Origin of the sequence: Salipiger sp. PrR007 (genome assembly GCF_010499845.1) — a bacterium.
Classification (GTDB): domain Bacteria; phylum Pseudomonadota; class Alphaproteobacteria; order Rhodobacterales; family Rhodobacteraceae; genus Salipiger; species Salipiger pacificus_A.
The window spans coordinates 79330-97384 of the sequence record NZ_JAAGOZ010000014.1 but is presented as its reverse complement, the minus strand read 5'-3'; the positions used below and the strand labels follow the sequence as shown (position 1 = coordinate 97384).

18 protein-coding genes and 1 riboswitch are annotated in these 18055 nt (G+C 69.4%); of the genes, 8 read left to right on the top strand and 10 right to left on the bottom strand.

The features are described 5' to 3' along the window. Positions 1-9: 9 nt before the first annotated feature. The gene (cobW, locus tag G0Q01_RS05660) at positions 10-1068 is read right to left on the bottom strand and encodes a cobalamin biosynthesis protein CobW (protein WP_164189897.1); all 1059 of its coding nucleotides are present in this window, start codon (positions 1066-1068) and stop codon (positions 10-12) included. Positions 1069-1070: 2 nt separating this feature from the next. Continuing rightward, complete coding sequence (locus tag G0Q01_RS05655) at positions 1071-1484, bottom strand: DUF1636 domain-containing protein (protein ID WP_164189895.1); 414 nt, start codon at positions 1482-1484, stop codon at positions 1071-1073. A gap of 89 nt (positions 1485-1573) precedes the next feature. After that, positions 1574-1788, bottom strand: a riboswitch (cobalamin riboswitch). A gap of 38 nt (positions 1789-1826) precedes the next feature. On the opposite strand from G0Q01_RS05655, the gene cobO reads away from it, so the two are divergent. After that, positions 1827-2438: a cob(I)yrinic acid a,c-diamide adenosyltransferase gene (gene cobO / locus G0Q01_RS05650; RefSeq protein ID WP_164189893.1), complete on the top strand. Its 612-nt coding sequence runs from the start codon at positions 1827-1829 to the stop codon at positions 2436-2438. 4 nt (positions 2439-2442) lie between these two features. Here the strand turns inward: cobO and cobD are convergent, their stop codons facing one another. Genes cobD through G0Q01_RS05630 form a run of 4 tightly spaced genes read right to left on the bottom strand, consistent with a single transcriptional unit; the run spans position 2443 to position 5781 of the window. Further along, positions 2443-3459: a threonine-phosphate decarboxylase CobD gene (gene cobD, locus G0Q01_RS05645; protein ID WP_164189890.1), complete on the bottom strand. Its 1017-nt coding sequence runs from the start codon at positions 3457-3459 to the stop codon at positions 2443-2445. Between the two features lie 5 nt (positions 3460-3464). Further along, on the bottom strand, positions 3465-4406 hold the full coding sequence (cbiB, locus tag G0Q01_RS05640; RefSeq protein WP_164213065.1) for an adenosylcobinamide-phosphate synthase CbiB: 942 nt from the start codon (positions 4404-4406) through the stop codon (positions 3465-3467). Then, positions 4403-5197, bottom strand: coding sequence for a propanediol utilization protein (locus G0Q01_RS05635; protein ID WP_235939679.1), 795 nt, complete (start codon positions 5195-5197; stop codon positions 4403-4405). Before G0Q01_RS05635 ends, cbiB begins: the two co-directional genes overlap by 4 nt. Next, positions 5194-5781 carry a histidine phosphatase family protein gene (locus tag G0Q01_RS05630; RefSeq protein WP_235939676.1) on the bottom strand — a complete coding sequence of 196 codons (588 nt, stop codon included), beginning with the start codon at positions 5779-5781 and terminating at the stop codon, positions 5194-5196. Before G0Q01_RS05630 ends, G0Q01_RS05635 begins: the two co-directional genes overlap by 4 nt. A gap of 52 nt (positions 5782-5833) precedes the next feature. On the opposite strand from G0Q01_RS05630, the gene cobU reads away from it, so the two are divergent. Genes cobU through cobS form a run of 3 tightly spaced genes read left to right on the top strand, consistent with a single transcriptional unit; the run spans position 5834 to position 8137 of the window. Then, positions 5834-6364: a bifunctional adenosylcobinamide kinase/adenosylcobinamide-phosphate guanylyltransferase gene (cobU, locus tag G0Q01_RS05625; RefSeq protein ID WP_164189878.1), complete on the top strand. Its 531-nt coding sequence runs from the start codon at positions 5834-5836 to the stop codon at positions 6362-6364. Then, positions 6348-7364, top strand: coding sequence for a nicotinate-nucleotide--dimethylbenzimidazole phosphoribosyltransferase (gene cobT, locus G0Q01_RS05620; protein ID WP_164189875.1), 1017 nt, complete (start codon positions 6348-6350; stop codon positions 7362-7364). The genes cobU and cobT overlap by 17 nt, the downstream gene beginning before the upstream one ends. Further along, positions 7361-8137 (top strand): adenosylcobinamide-GDP ribazoletransferase, encoded by a 777-nt coding sequence (cobS, locus tag G0Q01_RS05615; RefSeq protein ID WP_164189873.1) that lies wholly within the window; start codon positions 7361-7363, stop codon positions 8135-8137. Before cobT ends, cobS begins: the two co-directional genes overlap by 4 nt. Before the next feature lie 46 nt (positions 8138-8183). Here cobS and G0Q01_RS05610 read toward each other — a convergent pair whose 3' ends face one another. Beyond that, positions 8184-10562 (bottom strand): 1-deoxy-D-xylulose-5-phosphate synthase N-terminal domain-containing protein, encoded by a 2379-nt coding sequence (locus G0Q01_RS05610; RefSeq protein WP_164189871.1) that lies wholly within the window; start codon positions 10560-10562, stop codon positions 8184-8186. A gap of 130 nt (positions 10563-10692) precedes the next feature. Here G0Q01_RS05610 and G0Q01_RS05605 point away from each other — a divergent pair, with 130 nt between their 5' ends. Beyond that, a complete protein-coding gene (locus G0Q01_RS05605) occupies positions 10693-11157 on the top strand; it encodes an Lrp/AsnC family transcriptional regulator (RefSeq protein ID WP_164189869.1) in 465 nt (154 codons plus the stop codon). A 121-nt stretch (positions 11158-11278) separates the two neighbouring features. On the opposite strand, the gene G0Q01_RS05600 is transcribed toward G0Q01_RS05605, so the two are convergent. From G0Q01_RS05600 to araD, 3 genes are all read right to left on the bottom strand, one after another. After that, positions 11279-11992 (bottom strand): ribonuclease activity regulator RraA, encoded by a 714-nt coding sequence (locus G0Q01_RS05600; protein WP_164189867.1) that lies wholly within the window; start codon positions 11990-11992, stop codon positions 11279-11281. Positions 11993-12064: 72 nt separating this feature from the next. Continuing rightward, positions 12065-12961, bottom strand: a complete 897-nt coding sequence (locus tag G0Q01_RS05595) for a dihydrodipicolinate synthase family protein (protein ID WP_164189865.1) — start codon at positions 12959-12961, stop codon at positions 12065-12067. Between the two features lie 28 nt (positions 12962-12989). Further along, positions 12990-14732 carry an L-arabinonate dehydratase gene (gene araD / locus G0Q01_RS05590; protein ID WP_164189863.1) on the bottom strand — a complete coding sequence of 581 codons (1743 nt, stop codon included), beginning with the start codon at positions 14730-14732 and terminating at the stop codon, positions 12990-12992. A 249-nt stretch (positions 14733-14981) separates the two neighbouring features. Between araD and G0Q01_RS05585 the strand changes: the two genes are divergently transcribed. The 3 genes from G0Q01_RS05585 to G0Q01_RS05575 all read left to right on the top strand — a co-directional run bounded on the left by G0Q01_RS05585 (position 14982) and on the right by G0Q01_RS05575 (position 18034). Further along, positions 14982-16031 carry an ABC transporter substrate-binding protein gene (locus tag G0Q01_RS05585; RefSeq protein ID WP_164213064.1) on the top strand — a complete coding sequence of 350 codons (1050 nt, stop codon included), beginning with the start codon at positions 14982-14984 and terminating at the stop codon, positions 16029-16031. A 76-nt stretch (positions 16032-16107) separates the two neighbouring features. Next, positions 16108-16527: a tripartite tricarboxylate transporter TctB family protein gene (locus G0Q01_RS05580; protein WP_108970439.1), complete on the top strand. Its 420-nt coding sequence runs from the start codon at positions 16108-16110 to the stop codon at positions 16525-16527. A 10-nt stretch (positions 16528-16537) separates the two neighbouring features. Beyond that, complete coding sequence (locus G0Q01_RS05575; protein ID WP_164189859.1) at positions 16538-18034, top strand: tripartite tricarboxylate transporter permease; 1497 nt, start codon at positions 16538-16540, stop codon at positions 18032-18034. Positions 18035-18055: the final 21 nt, after the last annotated feature.

Here is an 18055-nt window from a genome sequence, read left to right as displayed (position 1 = left end):
CGGCGCGGCCTAGAGGGCCGGATCGAGCACTGCGCGGCTCAGGGCGGCGCGGATCTCGTCTTCGCGGATGTCATCATGCTCGGCGATCACCACCAGCCGCCCGGCGCGGGCCTCGCCCGGCTGCCACATACGGTCGAACTGGTGCCGCACCCGCGCGCCCACGGCCTGCACAAGCAGGCGCATCGGCTTGCCCGAGACCGCCGCATAGCCCTTCACCCGCAGGATGTTGTGGCTGCGGGCGAGCCCCTCGATGGCGTGGACCAGCTGCGCGGGATCGGCGAGCTCGGGAAGGTCGACGGTGATCGACTCGAACTCCTCGTGGTCGTGGTCGTGCGGGGTGTCATGGTGGCTGGGCCGGGCGTCGAGATCGTCCTCGGCGGCGGCACCGAGCCCGAGGATGATCCGCGGGTCGACCACGCCTTCTGCCACTTCGACCACCGGCATCGGGCGCGGCGCCTCGGCGGCGATGACCTCGCGGGCACGGGCCACGGCCTCGGCGCCGGCAAGATCGGGCTTGGTCAGCAGCACGATGTCGGCGCAGGCGATCTGGTCCTCGAAGACCTCCGACAGCGGCGTCTCGTGATCGAGGCTCTCGTCGGCGGCGCGCTGTGCGTCCACCGCCGCCACGTTGGGGGCGAAGCGGCCCGCTGCGACCGCCTCGGCGTCGGCGAGCGCGATGACGCCGTCGACGGTGATGCGGGCGCGGATCTGCGGCCAGTCGAAGGCCTGCAGCAGCGGCTTCGGCAGCGCGAGGCCCGAGGTCTCGATGAGGATGTGGTCGGGGCGCGGCTCGAGCGCCAGCAGCGCCTCGATGGTGGGGATGAAATCGTCGGCCACGGTGCAGCAGATGCAGCCGTTGGCCAGCTCGACCACGTTCTCGGCGGGGCAGTCCGGGATCGCGCAGCCGCGCAGGATCTCGCCATCGACGCCGACGTCGCCGAATTCGTTAACCACCACCGCGAGCCGCCGCCCGCCCGGGTTGCGCATCAGGTGGCTGACGAGGGTGGTCTTGCCCGAGCCGAGAAAGCCGGTGATCACGGTGACGGGGAGTTTCGTAAGATCGGCCATGTTCAGCGGTCCTGTTGCTTGGGCGCGGGGGTAAGCGGGGGGATGCGGGCGACGCAGTTGCGCTTGAAATGCTCGGGGCGCTGGCGCCAGGGGATCACCCCGTCGGGCGCCGCGTGGTATTGCGCGGCGCCGGCGAGCAGCATCTCGGGATGCGCGGACTCGTCGACGTTGGCGAAGACGTAGGTCCACTTCTCCGCCCCGCCGCGCAGCGCGACGGTGCAGCCGAAATCGCAGTTCTGCAGGCAGTCGGTGGCGGTGATCCGCACCCCTTCGGGCCGATCGAGCGCGGTGATCTGGTCAAAGAGCGCCTGACCGGGGCGCCGCGCGTCCTCTGGGGTCACCCCCGCCCGGCGGCAGGTCACGCAGACCAGCAGTTCGGTGTCACTCTCCTGACGCGTGTGCGCGCAGTCCATCATTCGTGTCGCCTCATCCATTGGGCGCACAGGGGTAACGGCGGAATGGATCCCGGGCATGGGAACACCCCGACACCGGCACACCCCGTCCGGTCTCAAAAGTCATGGCTGGCAGGTCTCCCGGCTCACGGAATTCAGGGCGTTTGGCCCAGCAGGCGCTCTGCCTTCCCAGCCCGATGGCCAGTGGCTTTCCGAGCGCCCTTTTCCGTTCACGGTCGCGGGGGCGGCTGTGCCTGACCGCGATCACTCGCGGCTGCACATTCCCTTTTCACCCGTTTACACGGGCACCAGCGTGGGGTCAGATCGCCCGGAAATCCGACCCCTGTCAAGACCGGAGAGAGCAGCATGAACGATGAGACCAACACCCGCCACGCGGAAAAGATGAAGAAAATCAAGGCTGCGCGGGACCGGATGATGGCCGGGAAAACCGCTGAAAAGGGCCTCATTCTCGTTCATACCGGCCCCGGCAAGGGCAAGTCGTCGTCGGGCTTCGGGATGATCCTGCGCTGCATCGCCCATGGCATGCCCTGCGCCGTGGTGCAGTTCATCAAGGGCAACTGGGTCACCGGCGAGGCGAAGATGATCCGCGAGAAATTTGCCGATGAGTGCCGCTTCTTCGTCTCGGGAGAGGGCTTCACCTGGGAGACGCAGGACCGCGCGCGCGACATCGCGGCGGCGCAGCGCGGCTGGCAGATCGCGCAGGAACAGATCCTCGATCCCGAGGTGCGCTTCGTGCTGCTCGACGAGATCAACATCGCGCTGCGCTACGGGTATCTCGATATCGACGAGGTGGTCGGCTTCCTGCTCGAACGGAAACCGGAGATGACCCACGTCTGCCTGACCGGGCGCAACGCCAAGCCCGAGCTGATCGAGGCGGCGGACCTGGTGACCGAGATGACGCTGGTCAAGCACCCGTTCCGCGACGGGATCAAGGCGCAGCAGGGCGTCGAATTCTGAGCGCTCAAAGCGTGGCGAAGGCCGCCTCGAGCTGTGCCCAGCGGTCCGAGGGCGGCAGGCCGAGGCGGATCCAGCGCTCGGAATAGGGGAAGATGCGGGTCCAGACATGGCTCTGGGCAAGGCGGTCCTGCGCCGCCAGCGCGTCCGGGGCGGCGTAGGTGCGGAAAAGCGGCGTGCTGCCGACCAAGGCCCAGCCGGTCCCCTGCGCCAGGGCGTCGAGCCGCGCGGCGTCGCTGGTGAGGCGCGCGGTGGTCTCCGCCTGCCACTGGCGGTCGGCAAGCGCCGCCGAGGCGATCTCGATCGCCGGGCCCGAGACCGGCCAGGGCCCGGCAAGCTCGGCCAGCCGGTCGCCGAGCGCGCCTTGCGCCAGCGCGAACCCCAGCCGCAGACCGGCCAGCCCGTAGAACTTGCCGAAGGAGCGCAGCACGATGACGTTCGGCAGGCCTCCGTCGAGGCGCGGCGCGATGGAGCGCCCGGGCTCGGGATCGGCAAAACTCTCGTCCACCACCAGCAGCCCGACCCGCGCTGCCAGCGCACAAAGCGTCTCGGGATCGCTGTGCCGCCCGTCGGGGTTGTTAGGGTTTACCACCACGGCGATATCGGCGCCGTGAAGGGCCGCGAGGCGGGTTGTCTCGGTCACCTGCCAACCGCCCGCGCGCAGCGCCGCCGCATGCTCGTTGTAGGTCGGCCCCAGCACCGCCGCCCGTCCGGGCGCGCGCAGTGATGGCACCAGCTGGATCGCCCCTTGCGCGCCATTGACCGGCACGATGCGCGCCGGGCAGGCATAGGCGGTGCGCGCCGCGGCGATCAGACGCGCCATCTCGGTGCGGCGCGGCAGCACGGCCCAGGCCTCGGCCGGGATCTCCGGAACCGGGTAGGGGTCGGGGTTGATGCCGGTCGAGAGATCCAGCCAGCTCGCGCGGTCTCCGCCGAAGCGCGCCATGGCGGCATCGAGGTTGCCGCCGTGATCCCTGGAGGGGCCGGCGGGCGGGGCGAAGGGCGGGTCGGGCAGGGTGTCCATGGCGCTCACTCGAACAGGACCAGCGCGGCGAGCGCAAGGGCACAGAGCGCCATGGCCCGGCGATAGAGGCGCAGCGCGCGGCTGAGACCCTGCGGCGTCGGATCGGGGGCGCCGGCGTTGAGCCAGGGCTCCTCGGCGATCCGTTCGCCATAGACGCGCGGCCCCGAGAGACGGACATCCAGCGCCGCTGCCATGGCGCTCTCGGGCCATCCCGCGTTGGGCGAGCGGTGCTTGCGCGCATCGCGCCCCATCACCCGCAGCGCCGCGGGCAGGCGGCGGCCGCTGGCGAGGGCGAAGAGCACCCCGGTGAGCCGCGCCGGGAGCCAGTTGGCCACGTCGTCGAGCCGGGCCGCGACCTTGCCGAAGGCCTCGTAGCGGTCGTTGCGATGGCCGATCATCGAATCGAGCGTGTTCACGGCCTTGTAGGCGGCGATCCCCGGCAGACCCACCACCGCCCCCCAGAAGAGCGGCGCGACGATGCCGTCCGAGCTGTTCTCGGCGAGGCTCTCTGTCGCGGCGCGGGCGATCCCCGCGGGGTCCAGCTGTGCCGGGTCGCGCCCCACGATCATCGAGACGGCGTGGCGGGCGGCCCCGAGATCGCCCCGCGCCAGCGGCGTGGCGACGGCGGCAACATGCGCGTGCATCGCGCGCAGGGCGATCAACGGCCAGGCGAGCACCGCGCCGAGGAGGCTGCCCGCAACGCTGTCCGGCAGCAGCGCCTGCACGGCAACAGCGGGCAGCGCGGCAAGGGCGACGGTCGACAGCGTGGTCAGCGCCCCGAGCCAGAGCCTGCGCCTCCGGCTACCCCGGTTGAGCCGCCGCTCCAGCGCCGAGATCGCCTTGCCCAGCCATGTCACCGGATGGCCGATCCGCACGTAGAGCCGCTCCGGCCAGCCCAGCAACAGATCGAGCACCATCCCCCCCAGCATCATCAGCGCAAAGCTCATGCCGCGCCCGTCCCGAAGGTCAGCACGCCGGTGAGCCCGGCCTCGGCCAATGCCGCGGCGCCCTGTGCAGGCAGGGTGCCGGGGGCAAAGATCAGCCCCCGCGCCGAGCCGGTGTGGGCGCGCAGCCAGCCGAGCGCGCCAAGCTCGCGTGCCAGCTCGGGCAGCGGGTCGGACTGCGCAAGGGAGGGGCCGCGCCGCGCGGTGCACCGCCGCGCCGAGGCACTGGCAAGGCGCGCACAGGCGGTCAGGTCGCGCCGGGTGACGGCGGCTGCCCATGCGTCGACCAGATCGGCGATGTCGTCGAAATTCTCGTCCCCGGGGTCGGTGCGATGCGGCGCGCCCCAGAACCCTCCGAGGATGTGGCAGGCGGGCGGCGCGGGCATCTGGCGCAGGATCCGCCCCTCTCGCGAGGCCCAGAGCAGGGCGTCCGGCCGGGGGAACATCAGCGGATCGCTGGCGCCCTCGACCGCGAGGCAGGCCGCGGCGAGGCGCTCGGCGCTGACAGTGACACCCGCGGCGCGGGCCAGGGCGACAAGCGTCGCGGTGGAGGCCCCGGCGCCGCCTCCGAGCGGGGCGGTCCGCGCCGTGCCGGGAAAGCACGGCGCGATCCCGAGCTGCGCGGCGAAACTTGCGAGCTGGCCCCGGGAGAAGGGCAGCGCGCCCTCTCCGGGGGCGCGGACGGTCAGGGCCGGGCAGCGGACGGTCACCAGGGCGACGGGGCCGCCCTTGCCCATGCGCCCCTGAATCCACTCGCCGAAATGGCCCTCGACGCACACCGGGGTCCAGCTCATGCGCGGCCCGCCTCGATCACCGAGAAAGGCCCCTCGGCACCGCAGCGCAGGCGGGTGACCGAAAGAGGCGCGATCTCGAATGCGAGGCCCGCGTGCTGGGACCCGGTCACCTGCGACAGCGCCGCGCGGATCACACCGGCGTGGACCACCAGCACCACCGGCGCGGCGTCCTGCGCCGCCTGCCGCCCATAGCACAGCAGCGCCGGGCGGACGCGGGCGCAGAGGCCTGCAAAGCTCTCGCCTCCCGGTGGGCTCCACTGTGCCAGCGCAGGGCCCTCCATCGGGCCGAGATCGGGCAGCTCGGCGTAGGGCCGCCCGTCATGCGCGCCGAAATCCTGCTCCCAGAGCACCGCATCGGGCACCGCCGCGCGCTCGGGCCAGAGCGCCTTGGCGGTCTGCTGGCAGCGCTGCGCGGGGCTGCTGACGAGAGCGCCCGGCGCGGGCAGCGCGGCGCGCAGGGCCGCGATCCGCGCAGGCTCGATCCGCGCCGCAAGATCGGTGCGGCCACAGAGCCTGCCGGGCTCGGCAATCGGTGCGTGGCGGATCAGGATCAGCTCTCCGGAGCCGGGTGTTTTGTGCTGCAACGGCCTGCTTGCCTCTTCCCTTTTGGCGACATTGATGCTTTCCCATGCGGAAATGACAAGGTCGATACTCATCACGGGCGGGGCACGGTCAGGCAAGTCGACGCTTGCCGAACGCAGGGCGCTCGCCCCCTGTGGACGGGCGATTTATATCGCCACCGCAGAGATTTACGAGGGTGATGAGGAAATGGCCGCGCGCATCGCAGAGCACCGTTCGCGGCGGGGCGCCTGCTGGCAGGAGCTGCACGCGCCCCGCGATCTTGGCGCCGCGCTGCGCGCCAGCGACGGCGATCTGCCTCGGCTTGTCGATTGCCTGACGCTCTGGTTGACGAACCTGCTGCTGGCCGAGGCGGACTGGCGCAGCGCGGTGCAGGCGCTGGTGCAGGAGATCGCGCGGCAGCGCGCCCCGGTGATTTTCGTGACCAATGAAGTCGGGGCGGGAATCGTCCCGGAGAACCGGCTCGCCCGCAGCTTCCGCGATGCCGCGGGCTGGATGAACCAAGCCGTGGCCGAGGCCTGCGACGAGGTCTGGCTGGCGGTGGCGGGCTACCCAGTGAAGGTGAAACCGAATGAGCATTCTTTCTGACATCCCCACGCTTGCGGCCATCGCGGATTTGGCAGGGACGCTGCCCGGGGCCGACGCGGCCGCGGCGCAGGCCGCGCGGGACCGGCAGGCGAGCCTGTCCAAGCCGCCGGGCTCGCTGGGCCGGCTCGAGGATCTGGCGGTCTTCATGGCCGGTTGGCAGGGGGCCGAGCGCCCGCGGCTCGGCAAGGCGCAGGCGCTGGTCTTTGCCGGCAACCACGGGGTCTGCGCGCAGGGGGTGAACCCCTTCCCGCAGGAAGTCACCGCCCAGATGGTGGCCACTTTCGAGGCCGGGGGCGCAGCGATCAACCAGCTCTGCCGCGCCGCGGGGGCCGAGCTGTCGGTGGTGGCGCTCGACCTCGACCGGCCGACGGCGGACATTACCGAAGCCCCCGCGATGACCGAAGCCGAGACGCTGGCCGCGATGCGGCGCGGCGCCGAGGCGGTCGCGGGCGACGCGCAGGTGGTGATCCTCGGCGAGATGGGAATCGGCAACTCGACCATTGCCGCGGCGCTCGCCTGCGCCGGTTTCGGCGGAGATCCAGAGGGCTGGATCGGTCGCGGCACCGGTTCGGACGAGGCGGGCCTTGCACGCAAGGCGGGTGCGGTGCGCCGCGCCTGCGCGCGCCACGCCGGGGCGCAGGGGCTGGGCATTCTCGCGGCGCTCGGCGGGCGCGAGCAGGCGGCGATCTGCGGCGCGCTGATCGAGGCGCGGGCGCGGCGTATCCCGGTCATCCTCGACGGGTTCATCTGCACCGCGGCGACCGCGCCGCTCTTCGCCGCCAATCCGCGGTTTCTGGAGCATTGTCTCGTCGGCCATGTCAGCCGCGAGCCCGGCCACGCCCGGTTGCTCGACGCCATGGACAAGGCGCCGGTGCTGGCGCTCGACATGGCGCTTGGCGAGGGCTCGGGGGCGGCGCTTGCGCTCGGCGTGCTGCGCGCGGCCTTGGAGTGCCACAACGGCATGGCGACCTTTGCACAGGCCGGGGTCTCGGGCGGATGAGCCCGCTTCGCGCCCGGCTGCGCGAGCTGCAGGTGGCGGTGATGCTGCTGACACGGCTGCCCGCCGGGCGGATCGCGGGGGATGCGCCCTCGCTCGCCGCCGCCCGCTGGGCCTTTCCGCTGGTGGGCGCGCTGGTCGGGCTGATCGGCTGGGCGGCCTTTGCGGCGGGCTTGGCGCTGGGGGGCGCGCCCCTGCTGGCGGCGGCGCTGGCGGTGGCGGCGCAGGTGCTGGCGACCGGCGCGCTGCATGTCGATGGGCTGGCGGATTTCGCCGACGGGATCGGTGGCGGGCGCGACCGGGAGCATTGCCTCGAGATCATGCGCGACAGCCGCATCGGCAGCTACGGCGTGATGGCGCTGATCCTTGCCACCGTGCTCTGGGGGGCGGGGCTGGCGCAACTCGGGCCGGAGTTGGGGTCCGCCGCCGGGGCGGGCTGGTTCGTGCTGATCGGTATGGTCAGCCGCGCCGCGATGGTGGGCCTGCAAGAGCTGCTGCCCCCCGCCCGCGCCGATGGGCTGGGGCGGCTCGCCGCGGGCCGCAGCCGGGCGGCGCGGGCGATGGTGCTGGGCCTCGCGCTGGTGGGGGTGGCGCTGGCGGGCGGCGCAGCTCTCGTGCTGGGGCTGCTCTGCTGCGGCGTGGCCGGAACGCTTGGGTGGCTCGCCCGGCGCCGCATCGGCGGCGTGACCGGCGATGTGCTCGGGGCGGTACAGCTTGTCTCCGAAGTGACTTGCTGGGCGGCATTGGCGCTGCTGCTGGCCCCCTGGGCGCCCTAGCGCGCAGGGGGATTTTTACCGGTGGAATTTTCAGAGGGCCGCCGCGTCAGGCGACCGCCGCCCCGACGGTCAGATGGGTCACCGCCTGCGCGAGGCTCTCGCGATCCAGACCGAAGTGGCGGTAGAGATCGCCGATTGTCCCGGTCTGGCCGAAGTGCTCGACCCCATGCGGGATCACCCGGTGCCCGGCGACCGCGCCGAGCCACGACAGTGTTGCCGGGTGTCCGTCGATTGCCGTGACCAGCGTGCAGTGGCGCGGCAGCTCGCCGAGCAGCGATTCCACATGCGAGCGCGCCTGCGCATTGCCGCGCGCCCGATCCCGCTGCGCCGCGGTCCAGCCGGCGTTGAGCCGGTCCGCCGAGGTCACCGCCAGAACCCCCACATCGCGCCGGTGCTCGCCGATCATCCCCGCCGCGGCGATCGCCTCGTCGGCCACCGCGCCCTGATAGGCGATGACCACCGAGCAGTTCGGCCCCGGCTTGCGCAGCCAGTAGCCGCCGTCGATGGCGCCCTGCACGAAGGCGTCGTCATGGCGCTTGCCGGGCTGCTCGAGCGGCTTGGTGGTGAGCCGCAGGTAGACCGAGCCGCCGGTCTCGTCGCGCAGCCATGTGCGCTCGTCGGGGTCTCCGCCGCCGTCCTTGTGTCCATCGCGCTGCAGGTAGTCGAAGGCCCATTCCATGATCACCGCCAGCTCGTCGGCAAAGGCGGGCTCGAAGGCCGCGAGCCCGTCCTGGCTCATGCCGATGAGCGGCGTGCCGATCGACTGGTGCGCGCCGCCCTCGGGGGCGAGCGTGACGCCCGAGGGCGTGCCGACGATCATGAAACGCGCGTCCTGGTAGCAGGCGTAGTTCAGCGCATCGAGCCCGCGCGCGACGAAGGGGTCGTAAACCGTGCCGATGGGGATCACCCGCTTGCCGAAGAGGCTGTGCGACAGCCCCGCCGCGCCAAGCAGCAGGAAGAGGTTCATCTCGGCGATACCAAGCTCGAGGTGCTGCCCCTCGGGGGCGAAGTTCCACTTGGCGGTCGAGGGGATGCGGTGCTCGATGAAAGCATCGCTCTGCGCCGCGCGGGCGAAGAGCTTGCGCCGGTTGACCCAGGGGCCGAGGCCGGTGGTGCCGGTCACGTCGGGCGAGGTGGTCATGATCCGCGCCGCCAGATCGCTGTCACCGCGCGCCAGATCGTCGAGGATCTTGCCAAAGGCCATCTGCGTCGAGATCTCGCGGCTGGTGTCCACCGCGACGGCAGGGACGGGCAGGCGGGCATCGGAATAGCGCCGCGCGCCGCGCGCGAAGAAGGGCACGCGGGCGAGGAACTGCTTCAGCGCCGCGCCATCCTTCACCGTGGCGAAGGGCTCCCATTCCTGACCCTCGGCGACGCCCATATGCGCCTGCCATTCGGCCATCTGCGCCTTGGTCATCAGCCCGCCGTGGTTGTCCTTGTGCCCGGCGATGGGTGTGCCCCAGCCCTTGATCGTATAGGCGAGGAAACACACGGGGCGGTCGTGGTCCACGGCGGCAAAGGCCTCGGCCATGGTGGACACGCAGTTGCCGCCGAGGTTCTCCATCAGCGCCGCCAGCTCGGCATCGCTGCGCCGCTCGAGGAGCGCCGTCACATCGCCCTGATCGCCCAGATCCTCCATCAGCCGCTCGCGCCAGACCGCGCCGCCGCGGTAGGTCAGGGCGGAGTATTCGGCATTGGGGCAGGCGTCGATCCAGTCGCGCAGCCGCGCGCCGCCGGGCTCGTCGAAGGCATCGCGCTGCAGGGCGCCGTATTTCACCCGCACCACGTCCCAGCCGAAGGCCTCGAAGATCTTCTCGACCCGCCCGAAGAGCCCCTCGCGGACGATGCCGTCGAGCGACTGGCGGTTGTAGTCGATCACCCACCAGCAGTTGCGCAGGTCGTTCTTCCAGCCCTCCTGCAGCACCTCGTAGACATTGCCCTCGTCAAGCTCGGCATCGCCGACCAGTGCGACCATCCGGCCGGCATCGACCTCGGCCCCCCAGTCCTTGGCGCGGATGAAGTCCTGCACCATCGAAGCCAGCGCGGTGATGCCGACGCCAAGCCCGACCGAGCCGGTGGAGAAATCCACATCGTCGATGTCCTTGGTGCGGCTCGGGTAGCTCTGCACGCCGCCGTAGCCGCGAAAATTCTCCATCTTCTCGCGCGTCTGGTTGCCCATCAGGTACTGCATCGCGTGGAAGATCGGCGAGGCATGGGGCTTGACCGCCACCCGGTCCTCGGGGCGCAGCGCCGAGAAGTAGAGCGCCGTCATGATCGACACCATCGAGGCCGAGGAGGCCTGATGCCCGCCGATCTTGATGCCGTCCTGCTTGGGCCGGAGATGATTGGCGTTGTGGATCATCCAGTGCGACAGCCAAAGCAGTCGCTGCTCGATCATCTTGAGGTGCTGCGCGTCGTCGGTCATGTAGTCCCTCCCTTTCCGCGCGAGCGTATATGACTCGCCGAAGCGGAACTCGCCTTTCCCATTGCCCATGGCGCCTTTGTGTAGTGGAAATAAGCGTGAGAGATGGATTCGATGGGGAAAATCAGCGCACATGAGCCAGGACCTCGACGAGATCGACCGAAAGCTTCTCCGCGAGCTGCAGAAAAATGCGCGCGCCAGTCATCAGGACCTGAGCGAGCGGATCGGGCTCTCGGCCTCGCCCTGCGCGCGGCGGATCCGCAGGCTCGAGTCCGAGGGCTATATCACCGGCTACAGCGCCCGGATCGACGAGGGAAAGCTGGGGTTCGGCTTCAGCGTGTTCATCTCGGTGCGGCTCGACCGGCAGATCGACGACCGGCTGGAGGCCTTCGAGACCGAGGTTCGGCGCTGTCCCGAGGTCGTCGACTGCTGGCTGATGACCGGCAGTTTCGACTACCTGCTGCGGATCTCTGTGCGGGATCTGACGGAATACGAGCGTTTTCTCACCGGGCGGCTGACCAAGCTGCCCGGGGTCGCCTCACTGGAATCCTCGATCCCGATCCGGCGGGTGAAGGACACGCCCGCGCGGCTCGACTGAGCCCGCGCAGGTGCCGTGCAGCAGCGCTCGGCGACCCTCGCGCCTCCGGTCGGGAGATCAACCGCCGCAAGATGCGGCGTGACGTAAGCGCCACATGCGACGCGCACGTTGGCGGGGCCGGTCAGCGCCCGTTCTCGGCCCGCCACGCTTCGAAGAGGGGGCCGTATTTCTCTTCGTTGACGCGGGGATAGAGCCCGATGATCGGCGCGCCCGCCTTGACCTGCTCGACCACGAAATCCTCGTATGCGGTCATCTCTCGGGCCTCGGCGGCGACCTCGTCGGCCATATGCGCCGGGATCACGATGACGCAATCCGCGTCGCCGACGATGATGTCGCCGGGGAACACCGGGGCGTCGCCGCAGCCAATCGGCTCGTTGATCGCGATGGCCTCGTTGTTGGTGAGGTTGGTCGGGCTCGACGGGCGGCTGTGATAGGCCGGCATGTCGAGCTCGGCGATCACCGCAGCGTCGCGGAAGCCGCCATCGGTGACGACGCCGGCACCGCCGCGCATCATCAGCCGGGTGATCAGGATGTCCCCCGCCGAGGCGGCGTTGGCCTGCTTGCGGCTGTCCATGACCAGCACGTGGCCCTCGGGGCAGGTCTCGATCGCCACGCGCTGCGGGTGCCCGGGATTGCGGAACTCCGACAGCTGGTTGCGGTCCTCGCGGGCGGGCATGTAGCGCAGGGTGAAGGCCGGGCCGACCATGTTCCGGCCTTTCCAGCCGACCGGGTGCACGCCCTGGATCACCTGGCTGCGCAGGCCGCGCTTGAAGAGCGCAGTGGCCAGCGTTGCGACGGAGACATCCATCAAGATGGCGCGGGTTTCGGGATTCATCGGGGTCTCCTCCAGAAGGACAGGGGGGGCGTGTCGGGCGGGGCAAGGTTCGGTGCGCCCGGCGGATGGGTGTCAGATCAGGCCGTTGGTCTTGAGGAAGACCTGCAGTTTCTCCTCTTGCGCAGGGGTCAGCGGCCAGGCCGAGGGCGGGCGGGTCGGGCCGCAGTCAAAGCCGGTGGCCTGGAGCGCGGCCTTCACGCCGGTGACATTGGTGCCGTTCAGCTCTTCGGCGCGGATGTCCTCGAAGGCCTGCATCTCGTGGATCAGCCGGTTCGCCTCGGTGTAATCCGATGCCTCGAGCGCCGCGTGGATCGCCAGCGAGCGCTCGGGCCAGACGTTGATCAGTCCCGAGGTGAAGCCGCGCGCGCCCACTGCGTAGAAGGTCGGCGCCCAGACCTCGGCAAGACCGCCGACCCAGGTGATCGCGGGATCGCAGGCGGCCTTGGCGGCGGCGAGCTTCTGCGGGTTGGGGGTGGCCCATTTCACGCCCTTCACCCCGGGCACCGCGCAAAGATCGGCGATGGCGCCGGTGCCGATCGCGTCGTTGCGCAGGTAGAGCATCATCGGCAGCCCGCCCGAGGCATCGGCGATGGCCTTGACGTAATCGACCGTGCCGCGCGGCGCGACAAAGGGGTCTGGCGGTTGGTGGATCATCAGCGCGGTGGCCCCGGCCTCGGCACTGGCGCGGGCCAGCGCGCAGGCGTCGCGGATGCCGCGCCCGATGCCCGCGAGCACCGGGGCGCGGCCGTCGACCATGGCGCAGACCTCGCGGGCCATCACGCAGGCCTCGTCGGTGGTCAGCGCGTAGAACTCGCCGGTGTTGCCGTTGACCACGGGCATGTGCAGCCCGGCGCCAAGCGCGCGGTCGAGGATCGGGGTGAGCTTGGCCGGGGCGATCTCGCCCGCCTCGTCATAGGGGGTGACAAGGATGCCGGAGATGCCAGCGAGGGCGCTGTCGAGATCGAGCATGTGGGTCCTTTCTCGGAAACTGTCGGGCTCAGAATATGTCGGGCTCACCGGCGGCGCGGCCGAAGTCGCGCTCGAGGTAGTCGAAGTCGCAGCCCTTGTCGGCCTGGGTGACGTGGCGCGAGAACATGTAGCCCCAGCCCCGTTCGAAGCGCGGCTCCGGCGGCGTCCATGCGGCCCTGCGGCGGGCGATCTCTTCCTCGTCCACCAGCATGTCGAGGCTGCGGTTCGGCAGGTCGAGCCGCACGATGTCGCCGGTCTTGAGCAGCGCCAGCGGACCGCCGACGAAGCTCTCGGGCGCGACATGCAGCACGCAGGCGCCGTAGGAGGTGCCGGACATGCGGGCGTCGGAGATGCGCAGCATGTCGCGGTGGCCCTGCTTGATCAGCGCCTTGGGGATCGGCAGCATGCCCCATTCGGGAAAGCCCGGGCCGCCCTGCGGGCCGGCGTTGCGCAGCACCATGACGTGGTCGGGCGTCACGTCGAGCGTCTCGTCGTCGACCGCCGCCTTCATCTCGGGGTAGCTGTCGAAGACCAGCGCCGGGCCTTCGTGCACGTGGAACTTGGGATCGCAGGCGGCGGGCTTGATCACCGCGCCGTCGGGGCAGAGGTTGCCGCGCAGCAGCGCCAGCGAGCCCTCGTGGTAGACCGGGTTCGTGAGCGGGCGGATCACGTCGTCATTGTAGACCTCGGCGGTGGCGATTTCGTCGCCGAGTGTGCGCCCGGTGACGGTGAGGCAGGAGAGGTCGAGCATCTCCTGCATCTGCTTCATCAGCGCACGCAGCCCCCCGGCGTAGTAGAAATCCTCCATCAGGTAATCCTTGCCCGAGGGGCGGACGTTGGCGATCAGCGGGGTGACCCGGCCGAGCGCGTCGAGATGGTCGAGCGTCAGATCGACGCCCGCGCGGCGCGCCATGGCGATGAGATGGACGACGGCATTGGTCGAGCAGCCGGTGGCCATGGCGACCTTGGCGGCATTCTGCACCGCGGCGGGGGTGATGATCTGCTCGGGGGTCATGTCCTCCCAGACCATCTCGACGATGCGGCGACCGCAGTCGGCGCCCATGCGCTGGTGACCGGAATCCGAGGCGGGAATCGAAGAGGCGCCGGTCAGGCTGAGCCCCATGGCGTCGGTGATCGCGGTCATCGTCGAGGCGGTGCCCATGGTCATGCAGGTGCCCGCCGAGCGCGCGATGCCGCCCTGCAGGCCGAGCCAGTCCTCGTCGGTGATATTGCCGGCGCGGCGCTCGTCCCAGTACTTCCAGGCATCCGAGCCGCTGCCCAGGATTTTGCCCGCGTAATTGCCGCGCAGCATCGGGCCCGCGGGCAGGAAGAGAAAGGGCACCCCCGCCGAGATGGCGCCCATGATGAGCCCCGGCGTGGTCTTGTCGCAGCCGCCCATCAGCACCACCCCGTCGAGCGGGTGGGCGCGGATCTGTTCCTCGGTCTCCATCGCCAGCATGTTGCGGTAGAGCATCGAGGTCGGCTTGTTGAAGCTCTCGTCGACCGAGAGCGCGGGCATCTCGACGGGGAAGCCGCCCGCCTGCAGCACACCGCGCTTCACGTCCTTGACCCGCTCGGGGAAGTGGCTGTGGCAGGAGTTCAGCTCGGACCAGGTGTTGAGGATGCCGATGATCGGCTTGTCGCGGAACTCGCCTTCGGAATAGCCGAGCTGCATCATCCGCGAGCGGTGGCCGAAGCTGCGCAGGTCATCCGGGGCGAACCAGCGCGCGGACCGCAGCTGTTCGGGCGTCTTGCGGTGCTTTTGCGACATGATTCACCTCCGTCTCATCGCGGTATCTTGGTGTTGGTGTATGCGTATACACAATCGAGCGTCAAGCGATTGGAGGGCATTTGCTCGATAATTGCGTGCAAGCTGGAAATCCTTGACAGGTATGTTGCAGATGTGGCCTTCAGCTATGTATGCGCTTACATGGCGTATGGCCATTCAGGCCGGGCGCGAGACAGGAGACCGCTCGGCCACGAGACAGCCGGCCGCAAGACGGCCCATCGGGAGGAAACGATGACATTTACCCGCAGAACCCTTCTTGCCGCGGTGTCCGCCGCGGCCATGGTCGCAGCGCCGCTGGCTGCCGAGGCGCAGAACCTGCCGCGGAACATGCGCATGGTGATCGGCTCGACCTCGACCGGGGGCGACACTTACCAGAACTCCGCGATCGTCGCCGAGGCGCTCGCGGAGAAGCTGGGGATCAACATCAAGGTCGATGCCGTGGGCGCTTCGGAGGGCTTCAAGGCGCTGGCCCGCGACAAGCGCGGCACCACGATCATGATGTTCCACGACCAGAGCTTCCTCGGCAACCTCTACGGGGTTACCGGCTATGCCGACCCCTTCGCCGACTACACCGTCGGCCCGACCGTGGCGATCAACCCGGGCAACGCCTATCTGGTGCCGGCCGACAGCCCCTACCAGACGATGGAGGACATCTTTGCCGCCGCCGAGTCGGGCACGCGCGTGCGCGTCGCCATCCAGCCGGGCGGCGTCTCCGAGATCGGCTTCACCGCGATGAAGAACGCCGCGCGGGTGCGCGCGCCGGGGTCCGAGGCGAATATCGTCGCGGTCAACACCGGCTCGCAGTCCGACAAGAACCAGGCGATGTGGGATGATCTGGCGGATGTGATCAACGGCTCGATCCAGGCCAACGAGCAGTTCACCCAGCTTGACCCCTCGGACGAGAAGGCCATGCGTTTCGTCTGGATCACCGCCCGCCCCGAGACGCTGGAGCAGGCGCCCGAGGCCGGCATGGGAGACACGACGCGCGCCGACATGCTGGGCTATGCCAGCCCCGAGACCAGCGTGACCCTCGACGGCAGCGAGGACTTTACTTTCGACAAGGAATTCTTCCTGCTCTACAACAAGGACATGGATCCCGAGATCATCGCCGCGATCGATACGGCGCTGACCGAGCTCTACGACGAGGGCAAGATCCAGGAGCGGCAGAAGGAAGCTTTCTTCATTCCCGACTTCCTGCCCTCCGAGGCAGCGCGCGAACACCTGACCCAGAAGCGGGATACCTACAGGCAGGTGATCGACGAGATCTCCTCCGGCTCCTGACCGCCGCGGATCTCACCGCCCGGCCGGGGGTGTCCGGCCGGGCGCACTGCAGCCTGCCACCCATAGGGAGGACCCAATGGGCGACCTGACCCGTGTGACCATCGACTTCGACACGTCGCACCTGATTTTCCCCACGCTCATCGCCCTCCTTCTGGGGCTGCTCGGGCTGGCGATCGTGATCCGCGACCGTGCGCGCATCGCGGCGGCGGGCGGCACCTGGCGCCGCACCTGGGGGGCCATGGACAAGCCGCGGTTCCTCGGCGCGCTGGCGCTGACGCTGCTCTACTTCTCGCTGATGGTCCCGGTGGGCGACATCTGGCCCAACACCGGCCTGGGCTTCTTGCTGTGCTCGATCCCCTATCTGCTGGCGACCGGCCTGCTGTTCATGCACGAGCGTGGGCCGCGCAAGGTGCTGCCGCTGCTCATCGTCGCGCTGGTCGGGCCCACCTTCGTGTGGTGGCTCTTCACCTATCCGCTCTTCCTGACCCTGCCCTGAGGGAGCCGCCATGTTCGAGATCCTCACGCCTCTTTTCGTGTCGCTGATCGTCGGCGGCACGCTGGTCGGCATCATCTTCGGCGCGATCCCCGGCATGACCGCGACCATGGCCGTCGCCGTCTGCCTGCCGCTGACCTATTCGCTGGGCCTCGAGAACGGGCTGGCGCTGCTGCTCGGGCTCTACGTCGGGGGCATTTCGGGCGGGCTGGTGCCCGCCATCCTGCTGGGCATCCCCGGCACGCCAAGCTCGATCACCACCACCTTTGACGGCTATCCCATGGCGCAGAAGGGCGAGGGAGAGAAGGCGCTGCGCATCGGCATCGTCGCATCGCTGGTCGGGGGGCTGGTGTCGCTGCTGGTGCTCGACCTCTTCGCGCCGACGCTGGCGGATTTTGCCATCAAGTTCTCCTACGTCGAGAAGTTCCTGATCATCTTCTTCGCGCTCACGGTCATGGCGGCGCTCTCGTCGGACATGCTGCTTGGCATTTTCTCGGGGGTGCTGGGGATCTTCGTGGCGCTGATCGGCACCTACGACATTTCGGACGGTGGCAACGGCAACCTGCGCCTCGTGCCGCCGGGCACCGAATACTGGCTCGAGAGCGGCTTTTCCCTCCTGCCGGTGCTGATCGGGCTCTTCGGTCTTGCCGCGATCCTCGAACAGGCCGAGATCGGCGTGCCGAAAGGCCATTCTTCGAAGGACATCAACGTCGGCAGACACGCGCGCTTTTCCTTTGGCGTGTTCCGGGGGCAGGGCATCAACCTCCTGCGCTCGTCGCTGATCGGCACCTTCGTCGGCATCTTGCCCGGCGTCGGCGGGTCGGCCGCCTCGATCATCAGCTACACCAACGCCAAGACCTTCTCGAAGACTCCCGAGCGCTTCGGCAAGGGCGAGCCCGGCGGCATCATCGCCTCGGAGGCGGGCAACAACGGTCTGACCGGCGGCGCGCTGGTGCCGCTGCTGTCGCTGGGCATTCCGGGGGATTCCACCACGGCGCTGCTGATCGGTGCCTTCACCCTGCAGGGCATCCAGGTCGGCCCGCTGTTCATCGGCAACAACCCCGGCACATGGGACGCGATGATCATCGCCATGCTGATCGCCAATCTAGCCATGTTCGCGATGATGTACTTCGCCATACGCTACTTCGCGCTGGTGGTGACCATCCCCAAGCATATCCTGTTCCCGGTGATCCTGATGATGTGCGTGATCGGGGCTTACACGATCAACTACGGCATCATGTTCGACGTCTGGACGCTGCTGATCTTCGGGGTGCTGGGCTGGCTTTTCACCAAGCTGCGGCTCGAGGTGGCGCCCTTCATCATCGGCTTCATCCTCGGGCCCTCGGCAGAGATCTATTTCGTCAAGAGCCTCGAGAGCTTCGGCGATGTCACCATCTTCTTCACCAAGAGCTGGATCGCGGTGCTGCTGTGGGTGCTGATCATCGGCTCGGTGGCCGGGGCCGTGCTGATGGCGAAAAAGAACCGTCAGATCGCGGAAGAGCCCGTCTGAGGCTTGCGCCCGCCAGCGGCT

Bases quoted from the DNA above. Each gene is read 5' to 3' on its own strand.
- cobW (WP_164189897.1), bottom strand. From the start codon at position 1,068: ATGGCCGATCTTACGAAACTCCCCGTCACCGTGATCACCGGCTTTCTC.
- G0Q01_RS05655 (WP_164189895.1), bottom strand. From the start codon at position 1,484: ATGATGGACTGCGCGCACACGCGTCAGGAGAGTGACACCGAACTGCTG.
- cobO (WP_164189893.1), top strand. From the start codon at position 1,827: ATGAACGATGAGACCAACACCCGCCACGCGGAAAAGATGAAGAAAATC.
- cobD (WP_164189890.1), bottom strand. From the start codon at position 3,459: ATGGACACCCTGCCCGACCCGCCCTTCGCCCCGCCCGCCGGCCCCTCC.
- cbiB (WP_164213065.1), bottom strand. From the start codon at position 4,406: ATGAGCTTTGCGCTGATGATGCTGGGGGGGATGGTGCTCGATCTGTTG.
- G0Q01_RS05635 (WP_235939679.1), bottom strand. From the start codon at position 5,197: ATGAGCTGGACCCCGGTGTGCGTCGAGGGCCATTTCGGCGAGTGGATT.
- cobU (WP_164189878.1), top strand. From the start codon at position 5,834: ATGACAAGGTCGATACTCATCACGGGCGGGGCACGGTCAGGCAAGTCG.
- cobT (WP_164189875.1), top strand. From the start codon at position 6,348: ATGAGCATTCTTTCTGACATCCCCACGCTTGCGGCCATCGCGGATTTG.
- cobS (WP_164189873.1), top strand. From the start codon at position 7,361: ATGAGCCCGCTTCGCGCCCGGCTGCGCGAGCTGCAGGTGGCGGTGATG.
- G0Q01_RS05610 (WP_164189871.1), bottom strand. From the start codon at position 10,562: ATGACCGACGACGCGCAGCACCTCAAGATGATCGAGCAGCGACTGCTT.
- G0Q01_RS05605 (WP_164189869.1), top strand. From the start codon at position 10,693: ATGAGCCAGGACCTCGACGAGATCGACCGAAAGCTTCTCCGCGAGCTG.
- G0Q01_RS05600 (WP_164189867.1), bottom strand. From the start codon at position 11,992: ATGAATCCCGAAACCCGCGCCATCTTGATGGATGTCTCCGTCGCAACG.
- G0Q01_RS05595 (WP_164189865.1), bottom strand. From the start codon at position 12,961: ATGCTCGATCTCGACAGCGCCCTCGCTGGCATCTCCGGCATCCTTGTC.
- araD (WP_164189863.1), bottom strand. From the start codon at position 14,732: ATGTCGCAAAAGCACCGCAAGACGCCCGAACAGCTGCGGTCCGCGCGC.
- G0Q01_RS05585 (WP_164213064.1), top strand. From the start codon at position 14,982: ATGACATTTACCCGCAGAACCCTTCTTGCCGCGGTGTCCGCCGCGGCC.
- G0Q01_RS05580 (WP_108970439.1), top strand. From the start codon at position 16,108: ATGGGCGACCTGACCCGTGTGACCATCGACTTCGACACGTCGCACCTG.
- G0Q01_RS05575 (WP_164189859.1), top strand. From the start codon at position 16,538: ATGTTCGAGATCCTCACGCCTCTTTTCGTGTCGCTGATCGTCGGCGGC.